This window comes from Sphingomonas trueperi (genome assembly GCF_011927635.1).
Classification (GTDB): Bacteria; Pseudomonadota; Alphaproteobacteria; order Sphingomonadales; family Sphingomonadaceae; genus Sphingomonas; species Sphingomonas trueperi.
Genome location: NZ_JAATJB010000001.1, coordinates 383,963 through 404,105, shown reverse-complemented (window position 1 = coordinate 404,105; position 20,143 = coordinate 383,963). Strand labels below are relative to the sequence as shown.

At 68.4% G+C, this 20,143-nt stretch carries 17 protein-coding genes; 9 read left to right on the top strand and 8 right to left on the bottom strand.

What is annotated here, in order from left to right; all coding sequences use genetic code 11:
* Window positions 1–16: 16 nt before the first annotated feature.
* The 8 genes from GGR89_RS01810 to ku all read right to left on the bottom strand — a co-directional run bounded on the left by GGR89_RS01810 (window position 17) and on the right by ku (window position 12,507).
* Window positions 17–907, bottom strand: a complete 891-nt coding sequence (locus GGR89_RS01810) for a transglutaminase family protein (protein WP_125976971.1) — start codon at window positions 905–907, stop codon at window positions 17–19.
* Entirely contained in the window at window positions 907–3,387 is a 2,481-nt protein-coding gene (locus tag GGR89_RS01805; RefSeq protein ID WP_125976959.1) for a circularly permuted type 2 ATP-grasp protein, read from the bottom strand. The genes GGR89_RS01810 and GGR89_RS01805 overlap by 1 nt, the downstream gene beginning before the upstream one ends.
* Window positions 3,388–3,463: 76 nt before the next feature.
* Window positions 3,464–4,672: a histidine-type phosphatase gene (locus tag GGR89_RS01800; protein ID WP_125976958.1), complete on the bottom strand. Its 1,209-nt coding sequence runs from the start codon at window positions 4,670–4,672 to the stop codon at window positions 3,464–3,466.
* A gap of 14 nt (window positions 4,673–4,686) precedes the next feature.
* Complete coding sequence (locus GGR89_RS01795; RefSeq protein ID WP_125976957.1) at window positions 4,687–7,461, bottom strand: TonB-dependent receptor; 2,775 nt, start codon at window positions 7,459–7,461, stop codon at window positions 4,687–4,689.
* Between the two features lie 67 nt (window positions 7,462–7,528).
* Complete coding sequence (locus GGR89_RS01790) at window positions 7,529–8,494, bottom strand: FecR family protein (RefSeq protein WP_241218029.1); 966 nt, start codon at window positions 8,492–8,494, stop codon at window positions 7,529–7,531.
* Entirely contained in the window at window positions 8,460–9,035 is a 576-nt protein-coding gene (locus GGR89_RS01785) for an RNA polymerase sigma factor (RefSeq protein WP_241213143.1), read from the bottom strand. The genes GGR89_RS01790 and GGR89_RS01785 overlap by 35 nt, the downstream gene beginning before the upstream one ends.
* 60 nt (window positions 9,036–9,095) lie before the next feature.
* On the bottom strand, window positions 9,096–11,648 hold the full coding sequence (gene ligD / locus GGR89_RS01780; protein ID WP_125976955.1) for a DNA ligase D: 2,553 nt from the start codon (window positions 11,646–11,648) through the stop codon (window positions 9,096–9,098).
* Complete coding sequence (gene ku, locus GGR89_RS01775; RefSeq protein ID WP_125976954.1) at window positions 11,641–12,507, bottom strand: non-homologous end joining protein Ku; 867 nt, start codon at window positions 12,505–12,507, stop codon at window positions 11,641–11,643. The genes ligD and ku overlap by 8 nt, the downstream gene beginning before the upstream one ends.
* 97 nt (window positions 12,508–12,604) lie before the next feature.
* Between ku and pdxH the strand changes: the two genes are divergently transcribed.
* The 9 genes from pdxH to cyoD are packed head-to-tail and all read left to right on the top strand — an operon-like array spanning window position 12,605 to window position 20,138.
* On the top strand, window positions 12,605–13,183 hold the full coding sequence (gene pdxH / locus GGR89_RS01770; RefSeq protein WP_125976953.1) for a pyridoxamine 5'-phosphate oxidase: 579 nt from the start codon (window positions 12,605–12,607) through the stop codon (window positions 13,181–13,183).
* Complete coding sequence (locus GGR89_RS01765) at window positions 13,180–14,112, top strand: cation diffusion facilitator family transporter (RefSeq protein ID WP_125976952.1); 933 nt, start codon at window positions 13,180–13,182, stop codon at window positions 14,110–14,112. Before pdxH ends, GGR89_RS01765 begins: the two co-directional genes overlap by 4 nt.
* A 55-nt stretch (window positions 14,113–14,167) precedes the next feature.
* Window positions 14,168–15,337, top strand: coding sequence for an MFS transporter (locus GGR89_RS01760; protein WP_125976951.1), 1,170 nt, complete (start codon window positions 14,168–14,170; stop codon window positions 15,335–15,337).
* Window positions 15,338–15,394: 57 nt separating this feature from the next.
* Window positions 15,395–15,580: a hypothetical protein gene (locus tag GGR89_RS01755; RefSeq protein WP_125962534.1), complete on the top strand. Its 186-nt coding sequence runs from the start codon at window positions 15,395–15,397 to the stop codon at window positions 15,578–15,580.
* A gap of 21 nt (window positions 15,581–15,601) precedes the next feature.
* Window positions 15,602–16,213, top strand: coding sequence for a cysteine hydrolase family protein (locus GGR89_RS01750; protein ID WP_125976950.1), 612 nt, complete (start codon window positions 15,602–15,604; stop codon window positions 16,211–16,213).
* Window positions 16,206–17,096 carry a ubiquinol oxidase subunit II gene (cyoA, locus tag GGR89_RS01745; RefSeq protein ID WP_125976949.1) on the top strand — a complete coding sequence of 297 codons (891 nt, stop codon included), beginning with the start codon at window positions 16,206–16,208 and terminating at the stop codon, window positions 17,094–17,096. The genes GGR89_RS01750 and cyoA overlap by 8 nt, the downstream gene beginning before the upstream one ends.
* A gap of 2 nt (window positions 17,097–17,098) precedes the next feature.
* The gene (locus GGR89_RS01740; RefSeq protein ID WP_167712746.1) at window positions 17,099–19,108 is read left to right on the top strand and encodes a cbb3-type cytochrome c oxidase subunit I; all 2,010 of its coding nucleotides are present in this window, start codon (window positions 17,099–17,101) and stop codon (window positions 19,106–19,108) included.
* Complete coding sequence (gene cyoC / locus GGR89_RS01735; RefSeq protein ID WP_125976948.1) at window positions 19,105–19,752, top strand: cytochrome o ubiquinol oxidase subunit III; 648 nt, start codon at window positions 19,105–19,107, stop codon at window positions 19,750–19,752. The genes GGR89_RS01740 and cyoC overlap by 4 nt, the downstream gene beginning before the upstream one ends.
* Window positions 19,749–20,138: a cytochrome o ubiquinol oxidase subunit IV gene (cyoD, locus tag GGR89_RS01730; RefSeq protein ID WP_125976947.1), complete on the top strand. Its 390-nt coding sequence runs from the start codon at window positions 19,749–19,751 to the stop codon at window positions 20,136–20,138. Before cyoC ends, cyoD begins: the two co-directional genes overlap by 4 nt.
* The last annotated feature ends 5 nt before the right edge of the window (window positions 20,139–20,143 follow it).

Sequence of the window (20,143 nt, the reverse complement as noted above, 5' to 3'; positions counted from 1 at the left end):
TCGCGGGGATAGCGGTCTACCCCGCCGTCACTTCCAGCGGCTCGACATCGACCGAGACGTGCATCGCCTGCGCGCCCGAGCCGAGCACGATGCCGTCGATCGGCGCGATGTCGGCATAATCGCGGCCGATCGCCATGACGATGTGGTCCTCGGCCATCCAGATGCCGTTGGTGGGATCGACGCCCACCCAGCCGAGATCCGGCCCGCACCACAAAAGCACCCAGGCATGGGTCGCGTCGGCGCCGACCAGCCGCGGCTGGCCCGGCGGCGGCAGCGTGCGCAGATAGCCCGAGACATAGGCGGCGGGCAGCCCCGCGGCGCGCAGGCCGGAGAGCATGATCTGGGCGAAATCCTGGCACACGCCGCCGCGCTTCGCGAACGCCTCGTGCGGCGGCGTGTCGACCAAAGTGGCGGTGGGATCGAACGCGAAGTCGCGCTGGATGCGCCGGGCGAGTGCGATTCCCGCTTCGAGGATGCCGCGCTCCGGCTGCAGTTCCTCGGCGCACCAGGCGGCGATGTCGCGGTCGAGCGGGATCAGCGGCGAGGGGAAGAGATAGGCGGCGGGTCCCGCGGGCGTGGGATCGCGGCTTGCGCGTGCCCAGGCGGAGACCTGTGCGATGGTCGCGTCGCCGGGCATGGGAAACGGGATCTGGCGGTCGACGCGGACGCGCGCGCTGCTCTCGATCGTCAGGCTGCTGGCCGCATGCTCCACCACCAGCCGCACGACATTGGCGAGCCCGGCCTCGGCGCGCGCCGGATAGGTGCGGCCGCCGGGCTGCACGCTCAGCGCATATTCCTCGATACTCTGGCCGGACCAGAGAATCGGCTTCAGCCGCAGGTTGCAGCGCGCGAAGGCGACCGGCTGGTCGTAATCGAACCGCGTCACATGGCGGATGCCGTAGAGCATCATGCGAGGACGAGCCCCGCCGCGCGCAGCGGCTCGGCGCCGTGGAGGAAATAGCGACGGGCGATCGCCTCGGAGAGGCTCCACAGCCGCGCCTGGAGATCGGCGAGCCAGGCATCGTCGATCGCGGTGGCGCGGGCGGTGACCAGGGTCGCGGCGATGCTGCGCGCCTGTTCCTGCTGCGGCTCGGCCAAACCGTCGTCCGACAGTACCGGCAGCGCATTGAGGTGCGTCGAGAGCGCCGCCGCCTGGAAGGCCAGCCCACGCGGATTGCCGGGATCGAGCGCAAGCAGGTCGAGCACCGGCACCCGGGCGATGCCGGTCAGATAGCGCTGGCGATAGCTGATCTGGCTGTCGGCGAGGTCGAGCAGGGTCGAAAGATCGTCCGCCGTTGCTTGCGGGCCGCCGAGTGCACGGAGAAAGCCGATCGTCGCCAGCGCGCGCTCGATGCGGCGGCCGAGATCGTGGAAGCGCCACGCATCGGTGCGGCCCATATGCTCGCCCGCCTGCCCCGCCAGCGCCGAATAGCGGCGCTGCAGCGATCCGGCGCGGTCGAGCAGCACGCCGCGCTCGGGGAAGGGCGCGTCGAGCAGGCGGATCATGTCGGCCGAGAGCCGGTCGCGCGAGACCGCGCCGATCGCGCGCGCCTGGCAATTGATCGCGCGGACGCTGGTCCAGCCCTCGGTCGATTCGAGCGCGGTGCGGGCGAGCTGAGTGAGGTCCTGCCGCTTGAGGCCGCGCGGGGCGGGGGCGGCACCCGCGCCCACCACCAGCTGGGCGAGGCGATCCACCGTCTCCGCCGAGAGCGCCGCGCCGGTATCCGCGCTGATCGAATGGCCGAGCAGCACGCGCAGCACCGACAGCAACGCCTCGCCGCGTTCCAGATAGCGGCCGAGCCAGAACATGTTGTCCGCCACCCGGCTGGGCAGCGTGCCGGGGTTGCGGCGCAGCTGGGTCGAATCGCCCGAGGGGAGCAGCGACACCGGCGCCACCGGATCGGGCCCGTGGATGCACACGTCGGCCGACCAGCTCCCCTCGCCCATCACGGCGGCGCGGGCATCGGCATGTTCGCCGATTCGCGCGAAGCCGCCGGGCAGCACCGTCCAGTTGCCCGCCGCATCGCGCGCGGCGAAGACGCGCAGCGTGAAGGGGCGGGGCGCCAGCCGGTCCTCGGCGACGAAGGGCATGGTCGAGAGGCAGACGACTTCCTGCCCGACATAATCCTGCGGCCGGCGGGTCATATCGTCGCGGAGCGCCGCGCGGGCGGCCTCGTTCAGATGCGCGCCGAGCACCGCCTTGCCCTCCGGCAGGCCGAGCGGCGGGGTGCCGAAGGCGGGGGCGACGACCATCTGGTCGAGATTGGCCGCGACATGCGCCGCCTCGGCCGATTGCCCGCACCACCAGGTGGCGATGTTGGGCAGGCGCAGCGGTTCGCCGAGCAGGAGCTCGCTGAGCCGCGGCAGGAAGGCGGCGAAGGCGGGCGCCTCGAGCAGGCCGGCGCCCGGCGCATTGGCGATCACCACATTGCCCGCCACCGTCGCGTCGATCAGCCCGGCGACGCCGATCTTCGAATGCGAATCGAGCGCGAGCGGATCAAGATAGCGGGGATCGAACCGGTGCCACAGCGCATCCACCCGCTTCAGCCCGGCAATCGTGCGGACATAGACGCGGTCGTCGAGCACCGCGAGATCGGCGCCCTCGACCAGCAGGAAGCCGAGATAGCGGGCGAGATGCGCCTGCTCGGCATAGCTGGCGGTGAAGCGGCCGGGGGTGAGCAGCGCCATGCGCGGCTCGGCGCGGCGGCAGGCGGCGGCGATGCCGTCGCGGAAGGCGGCGAAGAAGGGGGCGTGGCGCTCGATGTTGAGCCGGCCCTGCAGGCCCCCCAGCGTCCGCGCCATCGCCAGCCGGTTCTCCAGCGCATAGCCGGCGCCGGCGGGGGCGCGGAGATGGTCGGCGAGCACCCGCCAATGCCCGTCCGGGCTGCGGCACAGGTCGAACGCGACGAAGTGCAGATGATGCCCGCCGGGCGGAGTCAGGTGGGTCAGCGGGCGGAGGAAGAAGGGGCTGCCGGTGAGCAGCGCGGCGGGCAGGTGGCCATCGGCGATCAGCTGGTTCGGGCCGTACAGGTCCTGGAGCAGCCGCTCCATCAGCTCGGCGCGCTGGGCGACGCCGGCCGCGATGCCGCGCCATGCCTGCTGGTCGATCAGCAGCGGCACGGGGGAGAGCGGCCAGGGGCGCTCGTCGCCCTCGTCGCCGATCCGGTAGCCGGTGCCGATATCCTCGGCATGGCGATGCGCGCGTTCGCGGGCGATCGTCAGCCCGTCGCCGGAAAGCCCCGCCAGTTCTTCGAACAGCGCGCTCCAGGGCGCGCCGGATTCCGCGCACAGCACGTCGCCGGCGGGTGCATGGCCGCAATAGTCGGCGATCCAACGATCGGCGATCGTGCCCGCATCGAACAATCCCGCCTCGGCAAGGCTGGCCACAGCTGCTTCCCTTTCTCGGCCGCGGTGATGGGCGAAACGATGGTGCCATGCAACACGGGAGATATGCGGGACTGTCTCAGCCGAGCTTGGCGAGCGCCTCGTCCAGGGTACACAACCCGGCAATGCCGCGTGCGTTGCACCCGGGCACGCGAAGAATCCGATCGTGCGGGCCTTTGAGACCGAGCGGTGCCGCGGTGCGGAGCTGTTCCAGCGTCTGCGCGCGGTAGCGGAGGCGGACATAGCGCTTGCCGGCGCGGTCGTGCAGCCGCTCCAGCACCAGCGCGCCGCCGGGCACGGGATCGTCGGCGGCGAAGCCGGGGACCTGCCAGTGCACGTCGAACAGCCCGCCGAGATTGGCGATGTTGGTGTCGTGGCCGGAGATCATCGTCACCCGCGGACCGCTGTCGGCGAGCCCTGCGCGGACGATCGCCGCCAACCCGGCGAAATTCGCCGCCGCGATCGGCCTCGGCCGGGCGAGGATGCGGAATTCGAGCGCGTGGAATGCGCCCAATGCGGTCACGTCCGCCAGCGTCGCGCGGCCCCAGCCGATCTGTGCCAGCTTCATGCCCTCTGCCGCCTCGAGCAGCAGGATCTGCGCGGCGGTGGAGGCGCGGTCGATCGCGCCGGTCAGCTTGGGGCGCTTGTCGGCGCGGGCGGGGGCGAGGCCGGTGGGCGTGCCGGAGACGCCGCAACCGGGACGCGGCGTGCCGCACAGGATGATGTCGATCCGCGCCAGCAGCGGCCGGTAGCGCGCATCGAGCGCGGCGAACCCGCCGGGACCGACTTCGGCCGCCACCGCCGCATCGGCCTTGGCGGGATCGAGCGGTGCCTTGCCCGATTCGATCGCATTGAAGCGCGGGTCCGGCACGTCCTGCGCATAGTGGTCGATGGCGAGGGCGCAGCCGGGCGCGAGCGTCGCCGCCCAGGCCTTGGCGGTTTCGATCGTCCGCTGGTCGCTATCGGCGACGATGCGGATCGCGGCCGGAGCCGGGCAGCCCCTGGCCGGGAGCAGGCTGCGGGCGCGCAAGCCGGTACCGTCCGCCGCGCCGAGCCGCGCCACTGCCGCCGCGCCGTGCGGCGTGAGCCAGCCCGGCTTGGTCGGCCAGTCGGGCCAGCGCTCGGGCGTCACTTCGGGCGGCATCGCCGGGACCTTGGTGGGCGGACGCACGCCGTGCCGCATCAGCAGCACGACGCGGTCCACCACCAACGGATCGGCAGGGCGGGTGCCGGCGACGGCCGGGGCACCGAGGGCGAGGGCGAGCCCCAATCCGATCCGCAGTTTCATCGTCCGGTCTTCCCTTAGAAGTGGATCTGCACGCCGCCGCGCAGCTGCGTGCCGTAGCGCTCGCGCTCCACCAGCAGGTTCTTGGTGCCGATGTAGCGCCGCCACGGCGCATCGGTGAGGTTGATCGCATCGCCGAACAGCGTGAACTGCGGCGTCACCTGATAGCCCAAATGCACATCGAGCTGGCCGTTGCCGTCGGTGTACTGGTCGGCGGCCGCGGTGCTCGCGATCGTGTCGAGATAGGAGGAGCGGTAGTTGAACGCGACGCGCGCATTCAGCCCGTATTTCTCGAAGAAGATCTGCGCATTGCCGACATTCTTCGATTGATAGGCCAGCGGCACGTCGCCCGCGCGGATCGCGCCGGCATTGGCATGGCCCCACACATGGGTGAAGTTGGCCGAAACGCCGAAGCCACTCAGCACGCCCGGCAGGAAGGTGAACTGTACCTGCACGTTACCCTCGACACCGGTCACCTGCTCCGAGTCCGCATTGAGCAGGCTGGTGACGTTCGCTGTCGCATAGGTGACGTTGGCGGCGGTGACGTTGGTCTGGCGGCTGGTGTTGCTGTAGATCGGGTTGTCGATCTGCTTGTGGAAGAAGCCGGCCGACAGGATCGACCCCGGGGCCGGATAATATTCCAGCGCCGCGTCGTAGTTCACCGCGCGATAGGGCTTGAGGCCGGGGTTGCCGAGCGAGAGCGCCGCCACCGCCGGGTCGCTGGTGTCGACCAGTACATAGGGCGCCAGATTGGCATAGTTGGGCCGACCGATCGAGGTGGTCACCGCCCCGCGCAGCAGCAGGTTGCGGGCAAGCGCATACTTGGCGTTCACGCCGGGGAACACGTCCGTGTAGCTGGTATGGCCGAAGCTGTTGTAGCCGTCGGTCCGCGTCGAGGCGGCGTTGACCAGCTTGGCCTTCACGTCGTCCTCGGTATGCTCGACCCGCACGCCCGGCACCACCGTGATCCCGCCGAAGGTGAGCGTCGCCATCACATAGCCCGCGGCGATCTTTTCCTTCACCGCGAAATCGTTGGCGAGCGTGTCGCTGATCGTGCCGCTCTTGTCGATCGCCGCCGCATTCGGGTTGGCGTCGAGATACGCCTTGGCCGCGTCATAGTTGATCCGCGTGCCGAAGCCGAACATGCTGTCGTAGAAATCGTTCTCGCCCGGATAGCCGACCGGGTTGGCCAGCGTCCATTTCGCGCTGCCGGCCTTGTAATTCGTCTTGTTCTGATCGTTGACCTTCTCGCGGCTGAGATATTTGCCGCCGAGCTTGAAGGTCGAGCCATCGCCAATTTCGAGGTCGTGGGTATAGTCGAACCGGCCCTGCCACAGCGCCTCGTACGTGCTGCGCTGATCGAAATTGACCTTGCTGTAGGTGAACAGCGAGGGATTCGCGAACGCCGCCGTGGTCGGTGCCAGCGTGTAGGGGTAGGTCGACGGATCATAGTTGAGCGTCAGCGCGCCCTTGGCGGTGGTGAAGGTGAACTCGCTGCGCAGCGGGTCCTTCTTCTCGGCGCGGGTCCAGTTGCCCGAGGCTTCCAGCGTGCCGCCGGCGACTTCGCCGAATTCGCCGCCCAGCGTCACCGACTTGGTATTGTCGTCCTCGTTGCGGCGGCGGACCAGGATGGTGCCGGTGCCCTTGAGCGTCGTGCCGAAACTGGTGATCGCGATCCGGTTCTGGTCGCGGGTCTCGTGGTCCTGGAACTTCGAATAGCTGGAGCGCAGGTACAGCTTCACCGTGTCGCTGGCATGCCAGTCGAAATTGCCGACCACGCCCAGCCGCTTGCGGGTGAGGTTGTATTCGCGCAGGCCGTTGCCGTCGGGCACGCCGGCGGCGTTGAAGGCGGTCGAGCCCTGATAGTTCTCGCTCTGGATCGGCCGCTCCGAATAGTTGACCGAGACCACCGCGCCGAACTGCTGCTGCGCGCCGAAGCGGCCGCCCACGGTTGCGTCGAGCTCGTACGGCACCTTGTGGTTGAGCGAATACCAGCCCTGCGCGGCGCGTGCGTCGAGGAAGAAGGGTCTCACGCTGTCGAAGCCGGTGCGGGTGCGGATCGCGACTTCGCCGGCGATGGCATTGGCGTCCTGGCTGGCGAGCAGCGACTTGGTGACCGCGATCGACTGGATCATCGCCGAGGGCAGGTCGTCCAGCTTCACCTGGCGGCCGGCGGGCTCGGGCGCGGGCAGCGTCTGGCCGTTGAGCGTGACGTTGAGCAGGCTGGGATCGATGCCGCGGACGATCGCATAGCGGCCCTCGCCCTGGTCGTTGGCGACCGACAGGCCGGGCAGGCGCTTGATCGCCTCGGCGACATTCTGGTCGGGCAGCTTGCCCACGTCATTGGCGTGGAGCGTCTCGATCACATTGTCGGCGGCGCGCTTCTCGGCGACGGCTTCGCGCTGCGAGGCGCGGAAGCCGGTGACGACGATGTCCGCCGGCACCTCGACCGTGTCCGGCTCGGCCTGGCTAACCTTCGCGCGGTACTCGCCGGGAACGATGACGTAGCGATTCGCGCCGGTGCTGATCGCGATCAGGCCGGTCTTGGCCAGCATGCGCTCCAGCGCGTCGCTAACAGGCAGCTTGCCGGTCACGGCGTTGGTGCGGTGGCCTGCGCCCACATTGTTGGCCACGATGATCTGCACGCCGCTTTGGCGGGCGAACTGCTGCACCGCGCGGGTCACCTCCTGCGCGGGAATGTTGAAGCTCCGCTCCTGCGCCAGCGCCGGCTGGGCGAGCGTGCTCACCGCCACGACTGCCGTCGCGCCGAGCCAGCGATTCTTCGAGATCATGTCTTCCACCCCAAGGCGCCGGAATGGCGCGGTTCTCATGGGCCCGACGGTGGGGGCGGCGATTTCCTTATCGCGGAGCCGGTTTTTTTTGGGGCGTGCCGATCAGGATCGCATCCGGGCCGATGCGGGCGCGGGTGCCGAGACCGAGGGCGGCGGTCTGGGCGAAGCCGGCGGGATCGTCGATGCGGAAGGCGCCGTACAGCTTCTCGCGGGCGAGCGCCGGGTTGGCGAGCGCGATCTGCAGCTGGTTGTGACGGTTGAGCTCGGCGATGGCCTCGCCCAATGTCTCGCCGTCGAGATCGAGCCGCCCGCTGGTCCAGCCGAGCGCGCGCTCGATGCGGGGGGCGTCGACATGCTCGACCTTTGCAGGCGTGCCGCCGTCGATCGCGAAGCGCCCACGCTGGCCCGCGGCGAGGCGCAGCGTGCGTCCGGCGGCGGCGACCTCGACCACGCCCTCGCTCACCAGTACCTCCACGGTGCCGCCGTCGCGGTCGGCTTCGACCTGGAAGATCGTGCCGATATCGGTGATCGTCACGTCGCCGACGGTGACGCGGAACGGCGCGGCGGCGTCGTGGCGGACGCGGAACAGCGCCTTGCCGTCGTTGAGCGCGACGGTGCGGGCGGTGCTGCCGATGCGGGTGACGAGGTCGCTGCGCGCATCGACCGCGAGCGAGGAGCCGTCGTGCAGCGCCACCGATCGCACCTCGCCGATGCCGGTGCGGATCGCCTCGCCGCGCGCGGGCAACAGCAGCGCGGCGGCGGCGAGCGCGGCGGCGAGGGTGGCACTCGCCCCGCCCAGCCACCAGAATCGGCGGGAGCGTCCTGGATCTTCCGCGACCAGGGTTTCCGGCACCGCGCCCCCCAGCATCACCAGCGTGGCCTGCGCGCGGAGCAGGGCGCCGGCATGCGCGGGATCCGCGGCCAGCCAGCGATCGAGGCCGGCGGGTGCTATGTCGGGCGATGCGTCGATACGGGCCGCCCAGCGGGCAGCCTCGTCTTCAAGCCGGGATGCGGTGTCGCCGCGATTCGCCAACGCCCAATGCTTCCTTCTCGAACCCTTCGGTCCGTACCGCGCGCTGGATGCTCCGCAGCGCCTTCTGCACATCGTTCTCGACGATGCTTTCACTCACCCCAAGCCGCCGCGCAATCTCTCTTTGCGGGAGCCCCTCGATCCGCTTGAGCGTGAAGATGGTGCGGCACCTCTCGGGGAGGTCGGCGAGCAATCGCTCCACCATCCGCACCTGCTCGCGCGCCGCCACCGCCGCTTCCACGCCCAGTTCCTCTGCCTCGACGAGCCACTGAGCGATTTCCGTAACTTCCTCGAATCGCACTACGCGCGCGCGGCGCAGCTGGTCGCGCCAGAGGTTCTTCACCACCTGCATGAAATAGGCGCCCGGCCGATCAACATGGGCGATGCTGTTCATCGCGGCGAAGCGGCAATAGGCTTCCTGGATCAGATCGTCGATATCCGCCTCGGCGACGCCGGCACGGCGCAGCGCACCGCGCACCTGCGGCTCCTGCGGCACCACGTGCAGCGCCACCCAGCGAATGATCTCGGACGAAGCTGTGCGCACGAACCCGCCTTCCCGCAGGCCCTGCTAGGCCGGTCGTGCGAAAGTCTCGTGACGAAGCGGTTACAGATCGGGGAGCGTCTGGTCGGCCGTGCCCCAGCCCCGCAGCGCCCGGCTGCCCGCGCGCTCGATCAGCGTCGCGGCGTCCTGGATGGTGAAGGCATGGGCGCTGTCGATGGATCTGAGCTCGGTCCAAGTGACGGGGGTGGCGACGGGTGCGTTGGCCCGGGCGCGGGCGACATAGGGGAGCACCGCGGTCGATCCGCGCTGGTTGCGCAGATAGTCGATGAAGATGCGCCCCGTCCGGCTCGCCTTTTTCAGATTGGCGGTGAAGCGCTCGGGCTCGGCCTGGGCGAGCGCGCGGGCGAAGCGCTCGCAGAAGCTCTTGGCGGCCGGCCACTCGGCCTGCGGCACCAGCGGCACCACCACGTGCACGCCCTTGCCGCCGGACAGCATCGGCCAGCTGGTCAGCCCGATCTCGGCGAGCTGCTCCTTCAGATAGTCCGCCGCCTTCTTCACCACCTCGAAATCGAGGCCCTCGTCGGGATCGAGGTCGAACACCAGCCGGTCGGGTTTCTCGACATCGGCGATGCGCGAGCCCCAGCCATGGAACTCGATCGTCCCCATCTGCACGCAGGCGAGCATGCCGTCGGCATCGGAGACGTAGAGATAGGGTTCGGTCGAGCCGTCCTTCTCGCGGATCTCGACATGATGAACCTGCTCGCCGAAGCTGCCGGCATCATGCTTCTGGAAGAAGCATTGCTTGGCGCGGCCCTGGGGGCAGCGGACCAGGCTGATCGGGCGATCGGCGAGCCAGGGCAGCGCGATCGGCGCGACCGCGGCGTAATAGTCGGCGAGGTCGCCCTTGGTGAGCTTCGATTCGGGGAAGATCACGCGGTCGCGGCTGCTGATCTTGATCGAGGAGGGCGCGGTGTCGGGGAGCGCGGCCGGCTCTTCCGCGACGACCGTGTCGGCGGCCTTGTCCTCGCGCAGGCCGAGAAAGCTCGCGTGGCGGACGACCTTATCGGCGGTGAACCCGGCGAAGGCGATTTCGGCGACCAGCTCGGGCTTCACCCAATGCGCGCCGCGCGCTTCAGGGCGGGGGACCTTCGCTGCGGGCTTATCGGTGGCGAGCGCGTCGAGGCGTTCGCGCACCGAGAGTAGCGTCTCGGTGTTGAACCCCGTGCCCACCTTGCCGGCATAGACCAACCCCTCCGGTCCGTTCAGCCCGAGCAGCAGCGACTTGAAGCCACGACCCTTCGCGCTGGAGGCGCTCCAGCCGAGGATCACGAATTCCTGGCGGTGCGTGCACTTGATCTTGAGCCACGCCTTGCTGCGGGTGCCGCGATAGGGCGCATCGGCGCGCTTCGAGACCACGCCTTCGAAGCCTTCGCGGCACATGCTCTCGAACAGCTTTTCGCCCTGGCCGATAATGTGTTCGGAGAAGCGGATGCGATCGTCGGCGCCGTCGAGCAGTGCGCGCAGCCGTTCCTTGCGGTCGATCTGGGGGAGGGCGGTCAGGTCCTCGCCGCCCTCGGCGAGCAGATCGAAGGCGAAGCAGAGCAGCCCCTCGCCGCCTGTGGAGATCGCCTCCTGCAGCGTGGAGAAATCGGGCTTGTCGCCTTTCATCGCGACGATCTCGCCGTCGATCAGCGCGCCGGGCGGCAGGGTCGCGGCGGCTTCGGCGATGCCGGGGAATTTTTCGGTCCAATCGAGGCCCGAGCGGGTGTAGATCTTGGGCCCGCCGCTGCCCGTCGCGATCAGCGCGCGGTAGCCGTCATATTTGATCTCGTGGAGCCACTGGTTGCCGGTGGGCACGGTATCGACCAGCGTGGCGAGCTGGGGTTGCTGGAACGGTGGGGCCTTCGATCCTTTACGGGAAGTGCGTTTCGCTTTCGCTCCCCTCCCGCTTGCGGGAGGGGCTGGGTTAGGGGCTGATGTGGAAGAAGCGCTGCTAGATTTCAGCCCCTCCCCCGACCCCTCCCGTAAGCGGGAGGGGAGCGCGCGGGGAGAGCGCTTCCCCTTGCTAGAGGGAGGCTTCTTCCCCTCGGCGATCTCCTGCATCGTCCGCCCGGTGGTGACGCTGGTCAGCCCCGTCTCGACCAACTCGTCCGTGGCCCCGGCAAACTCGTCATCGATCTTGCGGAGCAGCCAGTTCTCGGCCTTCTCCTTGCCGCGCGGCTTGAGGCGGATCAGCAGCCATTCGCCCTGCATCCGCTCCCCGTGGAGGACGAAGTGGAGATGGCCTTTCGCAAGATCCTTGGCGCTCTTGCCCGGAATCGGCTCCCAGGTGCCGCTGTCCCACAGCATCACCGTGCCGCCGCCATATTCGCCCTTGGGAATGGTCCCCTCGAAATCGGCATAGGAGAGCGGATGGTCCTCGGTGCGCACCGCGAGCCGCTTCTCGTCGGGGTCGAGGCTGGGCCCGCGCGTCACCGCCCAGCTCTTGAGCACCCCGTCCACCTCCAGCCGGAAGTCCCAGTGAAGTCGGGTCGCATCGTGCTTCTGGACGATGAAGCGGTTGCCGCCGGTCTTCGCCACCGTGCCGGCGGGCTCCGCCGTCTTGGCGAAGTCGCGCTTGGCGTTGTAGCGGGCGAGGCTGTCGGCGTCAGGCACGCTTCTTCGCCGCCGGCTTCTTGGGCGCTGCCTTCTTCGCCGGTGCTTTGGCCTTGGGTGCCGCCTTGGCGTCGCCGGTGTTCAGCGATTTCTTCAGCGCCGCCATCAGGTCGACGACGTTCGATCCGCGGCTCTCCGGCTTGTCCGGATCCTCCAGGATCTTGGCGCCCTTGGCCTTTTTCTTCTTCTCGATCAGCTCCCGCAGCGCGTCGACATAGCGGTCGTGGAAACCCTTCGGATCGAATTTGCGCGCCTTCTTCTCGATCAGCGTCTGGGCGAGGTCGAGCAACTCGGGGTCCGGCTCGCTATCCGGGATTTCGCGGAAATAGCCCTGCGCCTTCTGCACCTCGTCGGCGTAGCGCAGCGTCTCGAGGATCATGCCGCGCCCGCAGGGCTTGAGGCTCACGACATATTCGCGGCCGCGCATCGCCAGCTGGCCCAGGCCCACCTTGCGCGCCCGCCGCAGTGCTTCGCGCAGCACGATGAACGCCTCCTCGGCGAGGTCGTCGGCGGGCACGACGAAATAGGGCCGTTCGTAATAGAGCACGTCGATCTCGTCGGCATCGACGAACTGGGTCAGCTCCAGCGTCTTGCGCGATTCGAGCTTCACCGCGTCGATCTCGTCCTGCTCGAGCAGGACATATTCGCCCTTCTCGATCTCATAGCCCTTGACGATCTCGTCGGGCTCGACCGCGCCGACGCCGGGCGCGACCTTCTCATACTTGATCCGCTGGCCGCTCGGCTCATGGATCTGGTGGAACGCGATCTGCGCGCCGGATTTGGTGGCAGTGTAGATCTCGACGGGAATCGAAACGAGGGCCAGCCGTATCTGTCCCTGCCAATAGGCGCGCGCGGCCATGCGGAAGTCTCCTCGTTGCAGGCCCGATTCAATTCCCCAAAGTCCGTCATGTTCCGCCCATCGCAACGGCGGCGTTTAGGCTGTAGAGGCAGACCCCATGAGCACCGACCCCTTCGCGCTTTTCCACACCTGGTACACCGAGGCGCGTACCACCGAGATCAACGATTCCAACGCGATGGCGCTGGCCACGGCGGATGCCGAGGGGCGCCCCTCGGTCCGGATGGTGCTGCTCAAGGGCTATGACGAGCGCGGCTTCGTCTTCTACACCAACCGCGAGAGCCGCAAGGCCGGCGACCTTGCCGCCAACGGCCATGTCGCGCTGCTCTTCCACTGGAAGTCGCTGCGCCGCCAGATCCGCATCGAGGGGCCGATCGCCTTCGCCAGCGACGCGGAGTCCGACGCCTATTTCGCCAGCCGCAGCCGCGATTCGCAGCTCGGCGCCTGGGCCTCGGACCAGTCGCGCCCGCTCGATAGCCGCGCCACCTTCGAGGATCGCTTCGCCGAGGTGCAGGCGCGCTTCGAGGGGCAGCCGGTGCCGCGCCCGCCGCACTGGGGCGGCTATCGCGTCACGCCCGAGCGAATCGAATTCTGGCTCGACCGCGAACATCGCCTGCACGAGCGCCGCGTGTTCACGCGTACCGGCGACGGCTGGAGCGAGGGCATGCTCTACCCATGAGCAACCTCGCCCGCCGCGCGGCGATCGCCAGCGTGTGCAGCGCGCTCTTCCTCGGCGCGCTCAAATCCTATGCGGCGGTGAAGACGGGGTCGGTGGCGGTGCTGGCCAGCCTCGCCGATTCGGGGCTTGATCTCGTCGCCTCGCTGGTGACGCTGGGCGGGGTGCATTGGGCGTCGCAGCCGGCGGACGACGAGCACCGCTTCGGCCATGGCAAGGCGGAGGCGCTGGCGGCGCTGTTCCAGGTGGTCATCATCGCCATCTCGGGCTTCGCCATCCTGCTGCGCGCCGTGCAGCGGCTGCTCCAGAACCAGGTCAGCGCCGATCCCGAGGCGGGCATCGTCGTGTCCGTGATCGCGATCCTGGTGACGCTCGCGCTCACCCAATATCAGCGCTGGGTCGTCCGGCAGACCGGCTCGATCGCGATCACCACCGACAGCATCCATTACAGTTCGGACCTGTTCCTCAACGCCGCCGTGATCGGCGCGCTCGTGCTGGAAAGCTATGCCGGGATTGCCGGCGCCGATCCGGTGTTCGGCATCGCCATCGCGCTGTGGCTGCTCTGGGGCGCGTGGCGTGCCTCGGTCGCGGCGATCGACCAGCTGATGGACCGCGAATGGCCCGAGGAGAAGCGCCGTCGTTTCGTCGAGATCGCGGCCACGCATCCCGAGCTCAAGAGCCTCCACGACCTGCGCACCCGTACCAGCGGCAACCGCGATTTCGTCCAGTTCCACGTCGCGATGCGCGCCTGCATGACGATCGCCGAAGCGCATGATGTGGTGGAGCGGCTGGAAGCTGCGCTGGGCGAGGCGTTTCCGGATACCGAAATCCTGATCCATGTCGATCCGGACGGTCATGTCGACGAGCCCGACAACGCGATGGCGGAGACGAACCTGCTCGATGACAACGGCGCCCAAACCATCGGACAGTAACAACCGGCCCCCGGGCTTCCTATCTGTGCGGCCCAATGCCCAAGGAGTCGCCGTCTTGCATGCCCCCCAACCCACCGCCCGGCTCGGCCGCGGCCTGACCTTCGCCATGGCGGCGGCGGCGGGCATTGCGGTTGCCAATATCTATTACAACCAGCCGCTGCTGGGCATCATCGAGCGCGACCTGCCGGGCCAACCTGCGGGGCTCGTGCCGACGGCGACGCAGCTCGGCTACGCGGCCGGCCTGTTCCTGCTCGTGCCACTGGGCGACCTGCACGAGCGCAAGCGGCTGATCATACTCCAGTTCCTGGTGCTGGCGGCGGCGCTGGTCGCAGCGGCGCTGGCGCCCAATGCCTGGATGCTGATCGGCGCCTCGCTGCTGGTGGGTGCCGCGGCGAGCGTGGCGCAGCAGATCGTGCCCTTTGCCGCGCATCTCGCCGATCCGGCACGGCGCGGGCAGACGGTGGGCACGGTGATGGCCGGGCTGCTCTGCGGCATCCTGCTCAGCCGGACGCTGTCGGGCTTCGTCGGCACGCATTGGGGCTGGCGCGAGATGTTCTGGCTCGGCGTGCCGCTGGCGCTGGGTACCGCGGCCGTGATGGCGTGGCGGCTACCGCGCAGCGAGCCCGAAGCGACGCTCGGCTATGGCGCGCTGCTCGGGTCGCTTGGAAGCCTGTGGCGCGAGTTTCCCGCGCTGCGGCTGGCGGCGATCACCCAGGCGCTGCTGTTCGCCGGCTTTACCGCCTTCTGGACGATTCTGGCGGTCTACCTGCAGACGCCGCGCTTCAGCCTCGGCGCAGACGTTGCGGGGCTGTTCGGCGTCGTCGGTGCGGCGGGAATCCTGGGCGCGCCGCTCGCCGGCCGGATCGCCGACAAGCGCGGTCCGCACCTTGTGGTGCTGATCGGCGCGCTGCTCGCGGTGGCAAGCTGGCTGCTGTTCGGGCTGTGGGCCGGCATCGCCGCGCTGGTGATCGGCGTCGTCGTGCTCGATTTCGCGGTGCAGAGTGCGCTCGTTTCCAACCAGCACATCATCTTCGCGCTGCGGCCCGAGGCGCGGGCGCGGCTCAACACCGTGCTGATGGGGTCGATGTTCCTCGGCGCGTCCGCGGGCTCGGCGACGGCGACGTTCGCCTGGGAAACGGGCGGCTGGACCGGGGTCGCGCTGCTCGGCGGCGGACTGTCGCTTGCTGCTGCACTGCTCCAGGTCATGAATCGTCAAAAGCGCTGAGCCCGCGGGGAACAGCGGCCGCTGCGTGTCGTTAGCCTGAGCATCAGGAGAAGCGTCATGCCCGATCCGGACGACCATACCCGCACCCAGCCGCGCACCAATCTCTCGACCGAACCCGGCGAGAAGGGCGATACCGGCGGCACCGGCACCCAGCCACGGCCCAACATCTCGACCGAGCATCAGCAGGAAGGCGATGCACGTCATCCCGGCGACACGCTTGACCGCGGCCAGACCGACCGCTGAGGCGTACCGAAGGGGAAGACCGTGGAAGAACCCGAAACGGGCGCCACCGCACCTGCGCGCGACCAGGGCGGGGCCGCTGCGGCGCTGCTGATCATCGACATGATCAACAACTTTGACTTCGAGGGCGGCGAGGAACTGCGCGCGCGTGCCGAGGCAATCGCTGGCCCGATCCTCCAGCTGCGCGACGCGTTCGATGCTGCCGATCTGCCGACGGTCTACGTCAACGACAATTTCGGCGAATGGCATTCGGAAAAGTCGCGGCTGATCGAACAGGCGTTCGACGGCGCGCCCGACAGGCTGGCGAAGCTCAAGCCGCGCGACTGCGACTATTTCGTGCTCAAGCCCCAATTCTCCGGCTTCTACGCGACCAACCTGCCGGTGCTGCTGCCCAAGCTGGGCGCGCGGCGGCTGGTGCTGACCGGGGTTGCGACCGACATCTGCGTGCTGTTCACCGCGGGCGACGCGCACATGCGCGACTATGCGCTGTGGGTGCCCGAGGACGCGGTAGCGACGCAGGATGACGATCGTGGCCGCTGGGCGCTGGAGATCATCGCCCAGAGCATGGGCGCCGACATTGCTGCCACCCACGCCCGGTCGCCCGACGAATGGCTCGCCGAGGCGGAGCATGCCTGAACGCGGCGCGCGTCTTCTCCCGCTGCTGCTGTTGCTCAGCGGCTGCAGCGGCGCGAGCATCCTCCGTCCGGGCGGACCGATCGGGGCGAACAATCGAACGATCCTGCTCGATTCGCTGGTGATCATGCTGGCGATCGTCATCCCCACGATGATCGCCACGCTGGTCTTCGCCTGGTGGTTCCGCGCCGGCAACGGCAAGGCGAAGTATCGGCCGGAGTTCGTCTATTCGGGGCGCATCGAGCTGATCGTCTGGTCGATCCCGCTGCTGACCATCCTGTTTCTCAGCGGGCTGATCTGGATCGGCAGCCACGAACTCGATCCCGCCAAGCCTCTCGCGGAGAAGACGCCGCCGCTCGAGGTGCAGGTGGTGTCGCTCGATTGGAAATGGCTGTTCGTCTATCCCGCGCAAGGCGTCGCCACGCTGAACGGCGCGGTGGTGCCCGCGGGCGTGCCGATCCGCTTCCGGCTCACCTCGGCGAGCGTGATGAACAGCTTCTTCGTGCCGCGACTGGGCAGCCAGATCTACACGATGAACGGCATGGCGACGACGCTGCACCTGCAGGCGGACCAGCCAGGCAGCTATTACGGCCAGAGCGCCCATTATAGCGGCGACGGCTTTTCGGACATGAACTTCCGGCTGCAGGCGGTGCCCGCGGCAGACTTCACCCGCTGGGTGGCGGGCGTGCAGGCGGCCGGCGGCCTGCTCGACGGGCGCGCCTATCGCGTGCTCGCCCGCCAGAGTCAGCACGAGCCGCCCAAGCACTGGGGCGCGGTGCAGCCGGGGCTGTTCGACATGGTGGTGGCGCAGCATTTGCCGCCGGCCCCCGGGCCCGAACAGGGCCGCGGCGGCGAGCCTCAAGTTTCCCCCGGAACGGCGGAGTGACGATGCTCGGTAAGCTCTCCTGGTCCGCGATCCCCTTCAGCCAGCCGATCCCGCTGATCGCCGCGGGGGGCGTCGGGCTCGCGCTGCTGGCGGTGCTCGGCTGGATCACGGTGAAGGGGCATTGGCCCTATCTGTGGAAGGAATGGATCACCTCGGTCGATCACAAGCGGATCGGGGTGATGTACGTGCTGCTCGGCCTCGTCATGCTGCTGCGCGGCTTTGTCGACGCGATCATGATGCGGACCCAGCAGGCGAGCGCGATCGGCCATGCCCAGGGCTATCTGCCGCCCGAGCATTACGACCAGATCTTCTCGGCGCACGGCACGATCATGATCTTCTTCGGCGCGATGCCGGTGGTGATCGGGCTGATGAACTTCGTCGTGCCGCTCCAGCTCGGCGTGCGCGACGTCGCCTTCCCGACGCTCAACTCGACCAGCTTCTGGCTCACCGCCTCAGGCGCGCTGCTCGTCAACATGAGCCTGGTGATCGGCGAGTTCGCCCGCACCGGCTGGCTGCCCTATGCGCCGCTCAGCGAGACGACCTACTCGCCCGGCGTCGGCGTCGACTATTATGTCTGGGCGATCCAGATCTCGGGCGTCGGCACGTTGATGTCCGGCATCAACCTGGTGACGACGATCCTCAAGCTGCGCGCGCCCGGCATGGGCTATCTGCGGATGCCGATGTTCTGCTGGACGGCGCTCGGCGCCAACATGCTGATCGTCGCCGCCTTCCCGATCCTCACCGCCACGCTCGCGATGCTGACGCTCGACCGGTATCTCGGCTTTCACTTCTTCACCAACGAAGCCGGCGGCAACATGATGATGTTCGTCAACCTCATCTGGGCCTGGGGGCATCCGGAGGTCTATATCCTCATCCTGCCCGCCTTCGGCATCTTCTCCGAAATCTTCTCCACCTTCTCGTCCAAGCCGCTGTTCGGCTATCGCTCGATGGTGGCGGCGACGTTGTTCATCGTCGTCGTGTCGTTCACGGTGTGGCTGCACCATTTCTTCACGATGGGGGCGGGCGCGGACGTCAACGCCGCCTTCGGCATCGCCACCAGCATCATCGCGGTCGGCACGGGGGTGAAGATCTATAACTGGCTGTTCACCATGTATGGCGGGCGTCTGCGCTTCCCCACGCCGATGCTGTGGTCACTCGCCTTCATGACCACCTTCGTCATCGGCGGGATGACCGGGGTGCTGCTGGCGGTGCCGCCGGCCGACTTCATGCTGCACAATTCGATGTTCCTGGTCGCGCACTTCCACAATGTGATCAACTCGGGGGTGATCTTCGGCGCGTTCGCCGGCATCACCTACTGGTTCCCCAAGGCGTTCGGCTTCCGGCTCGACGAATTCTGGGGGAAGATGGCCTTCTGGCTGACGCTAGCCGGGTTCCTGATCGTGTTCGGCGCGCTCTACGTGCTCGGACTGGAGGGCATGACCCGGCGGCTGCAGCATATCGACTTCACCGAATGGGCGCCCTGGCTCTACGTCTCGGTGGCGGGCGTTGGCGTGATGATCCTCGGCGTCGCCTCGCAGATTATCCAGATCGTGGTCAGCATCCGCAACCGCGACCAATTGCGCGACGATACCGGCGATCCCTGGGACGGCCGCTCGCTCGAATGGGCGACGAGCTCGCCGCCGCCGGCGTTCAACTTCGCGGTGCTGCCACGCGTGCACGGCGAGGAGCCCTATTGGACGATCAAGCGCCAGGCGATCGAGAGTCAGGGCCTTGCCGACGAGCCCGAGTACGAGGCGATCGAGATGCCGCGTGACAGTGCGACCGGCGTCGTCACCGCCTTCTTCGCCACGCTGATCGGCTTCGCGATGATCTGGAGCATCTGGTGGCTGGCAGCGCTCGGCTTTGTCGGCGCGTACGCCACCTTCGTGGTCTTCGCCTGGCGGGACGAGGAGGAGAAGGAGATCCCTGCCGAAGAGGTCGCGCGGATCGATCGTGCCCGCCGCGCCGCGCGCCGCAAGTGGCTCGAGGAGAACCGGGAGCAGCCGGCATGACCGCAAAGGCGCAGGATCCCTATCGCATGGGTCGCGGCGGTGGCGGGGACCACAATACCGGCCGCGGCGAGGGCGGCCCGGCGAGCAAGCGCACGACGGTGGGCTATGGTTTCTGGATCTACCTGCTCAGCGACATCATCCTCTTCTCGGGCTTCTTCGCCGCCTATGCGGTGCTCGCCAAGCAGACCGCGGGCGGGCCTTCCCCGCACGAACTGTTCGGCCAGGGGCGCGTCGCGCTGGAGACGGCGGCACTGCTCCTTTCCAGCTTCACCTGCGGGCTGGCGGGCGTCGCCGCGGAGAAGCGGAAGCTGGTGCCCGCGCAGTTCTGGCTGCTGGCCACCGGCCTGCTCGGCGCGGTGTTCCTGGGGCTGGAGTTGAGCGAGTTCGCCGAGATGATCGGCAAGGGCGCCGGGCCCCAGCGCAGCGCCTTCCTCTCGGCCTTCTATGGGCTGGTGGGCTTGCACGGGCTGCACATCGCGGTGGGGCTGCTGTGGCTCGGCACGATGATGGCGCAGCTTTGGGTGAAGGGCTTCCGGCCGCAGGTGCTGCGGCGGCTGATGTGCTTCAACCTGTTCTGGCATGCGCTCGACATCGTCTGGGTTGGCATCTTCACCATGGTCTATCTGATGGGAGTGGCGCCATGAGCGAGCGCGAAACCGACAGCGGCGATACCGCGCCCGGCGATGAAGCCGCCGAGGGCGAGGAATTCGCCGGCGGCACCAGCGGCTATGTGGTCGGGCTGGGCCTCGCCGCGCTGCTGACCGCGGCGGCCTTCGCGATGGTCAACCTGCCGCTCGTCTGGCGGCCCGCCATCCCGATGGCGCTGGTGGTGCTCGCCATCGCGCAGATGGGCATCCACCTCGTCTTCTTCCTCCACGTGACTACCGGGCCGGACAATACCAACAATGTGCTGGCGCTTGCCTTCGGCACGCTCGTCGTGCTGCTGCTGATCGGCGGGTCGGTGTGGATCCTCGCCCATCTCGACCACAACATGATGCCGATGGGCCGGCAGATGCACGGATTCCCCTGACGCCG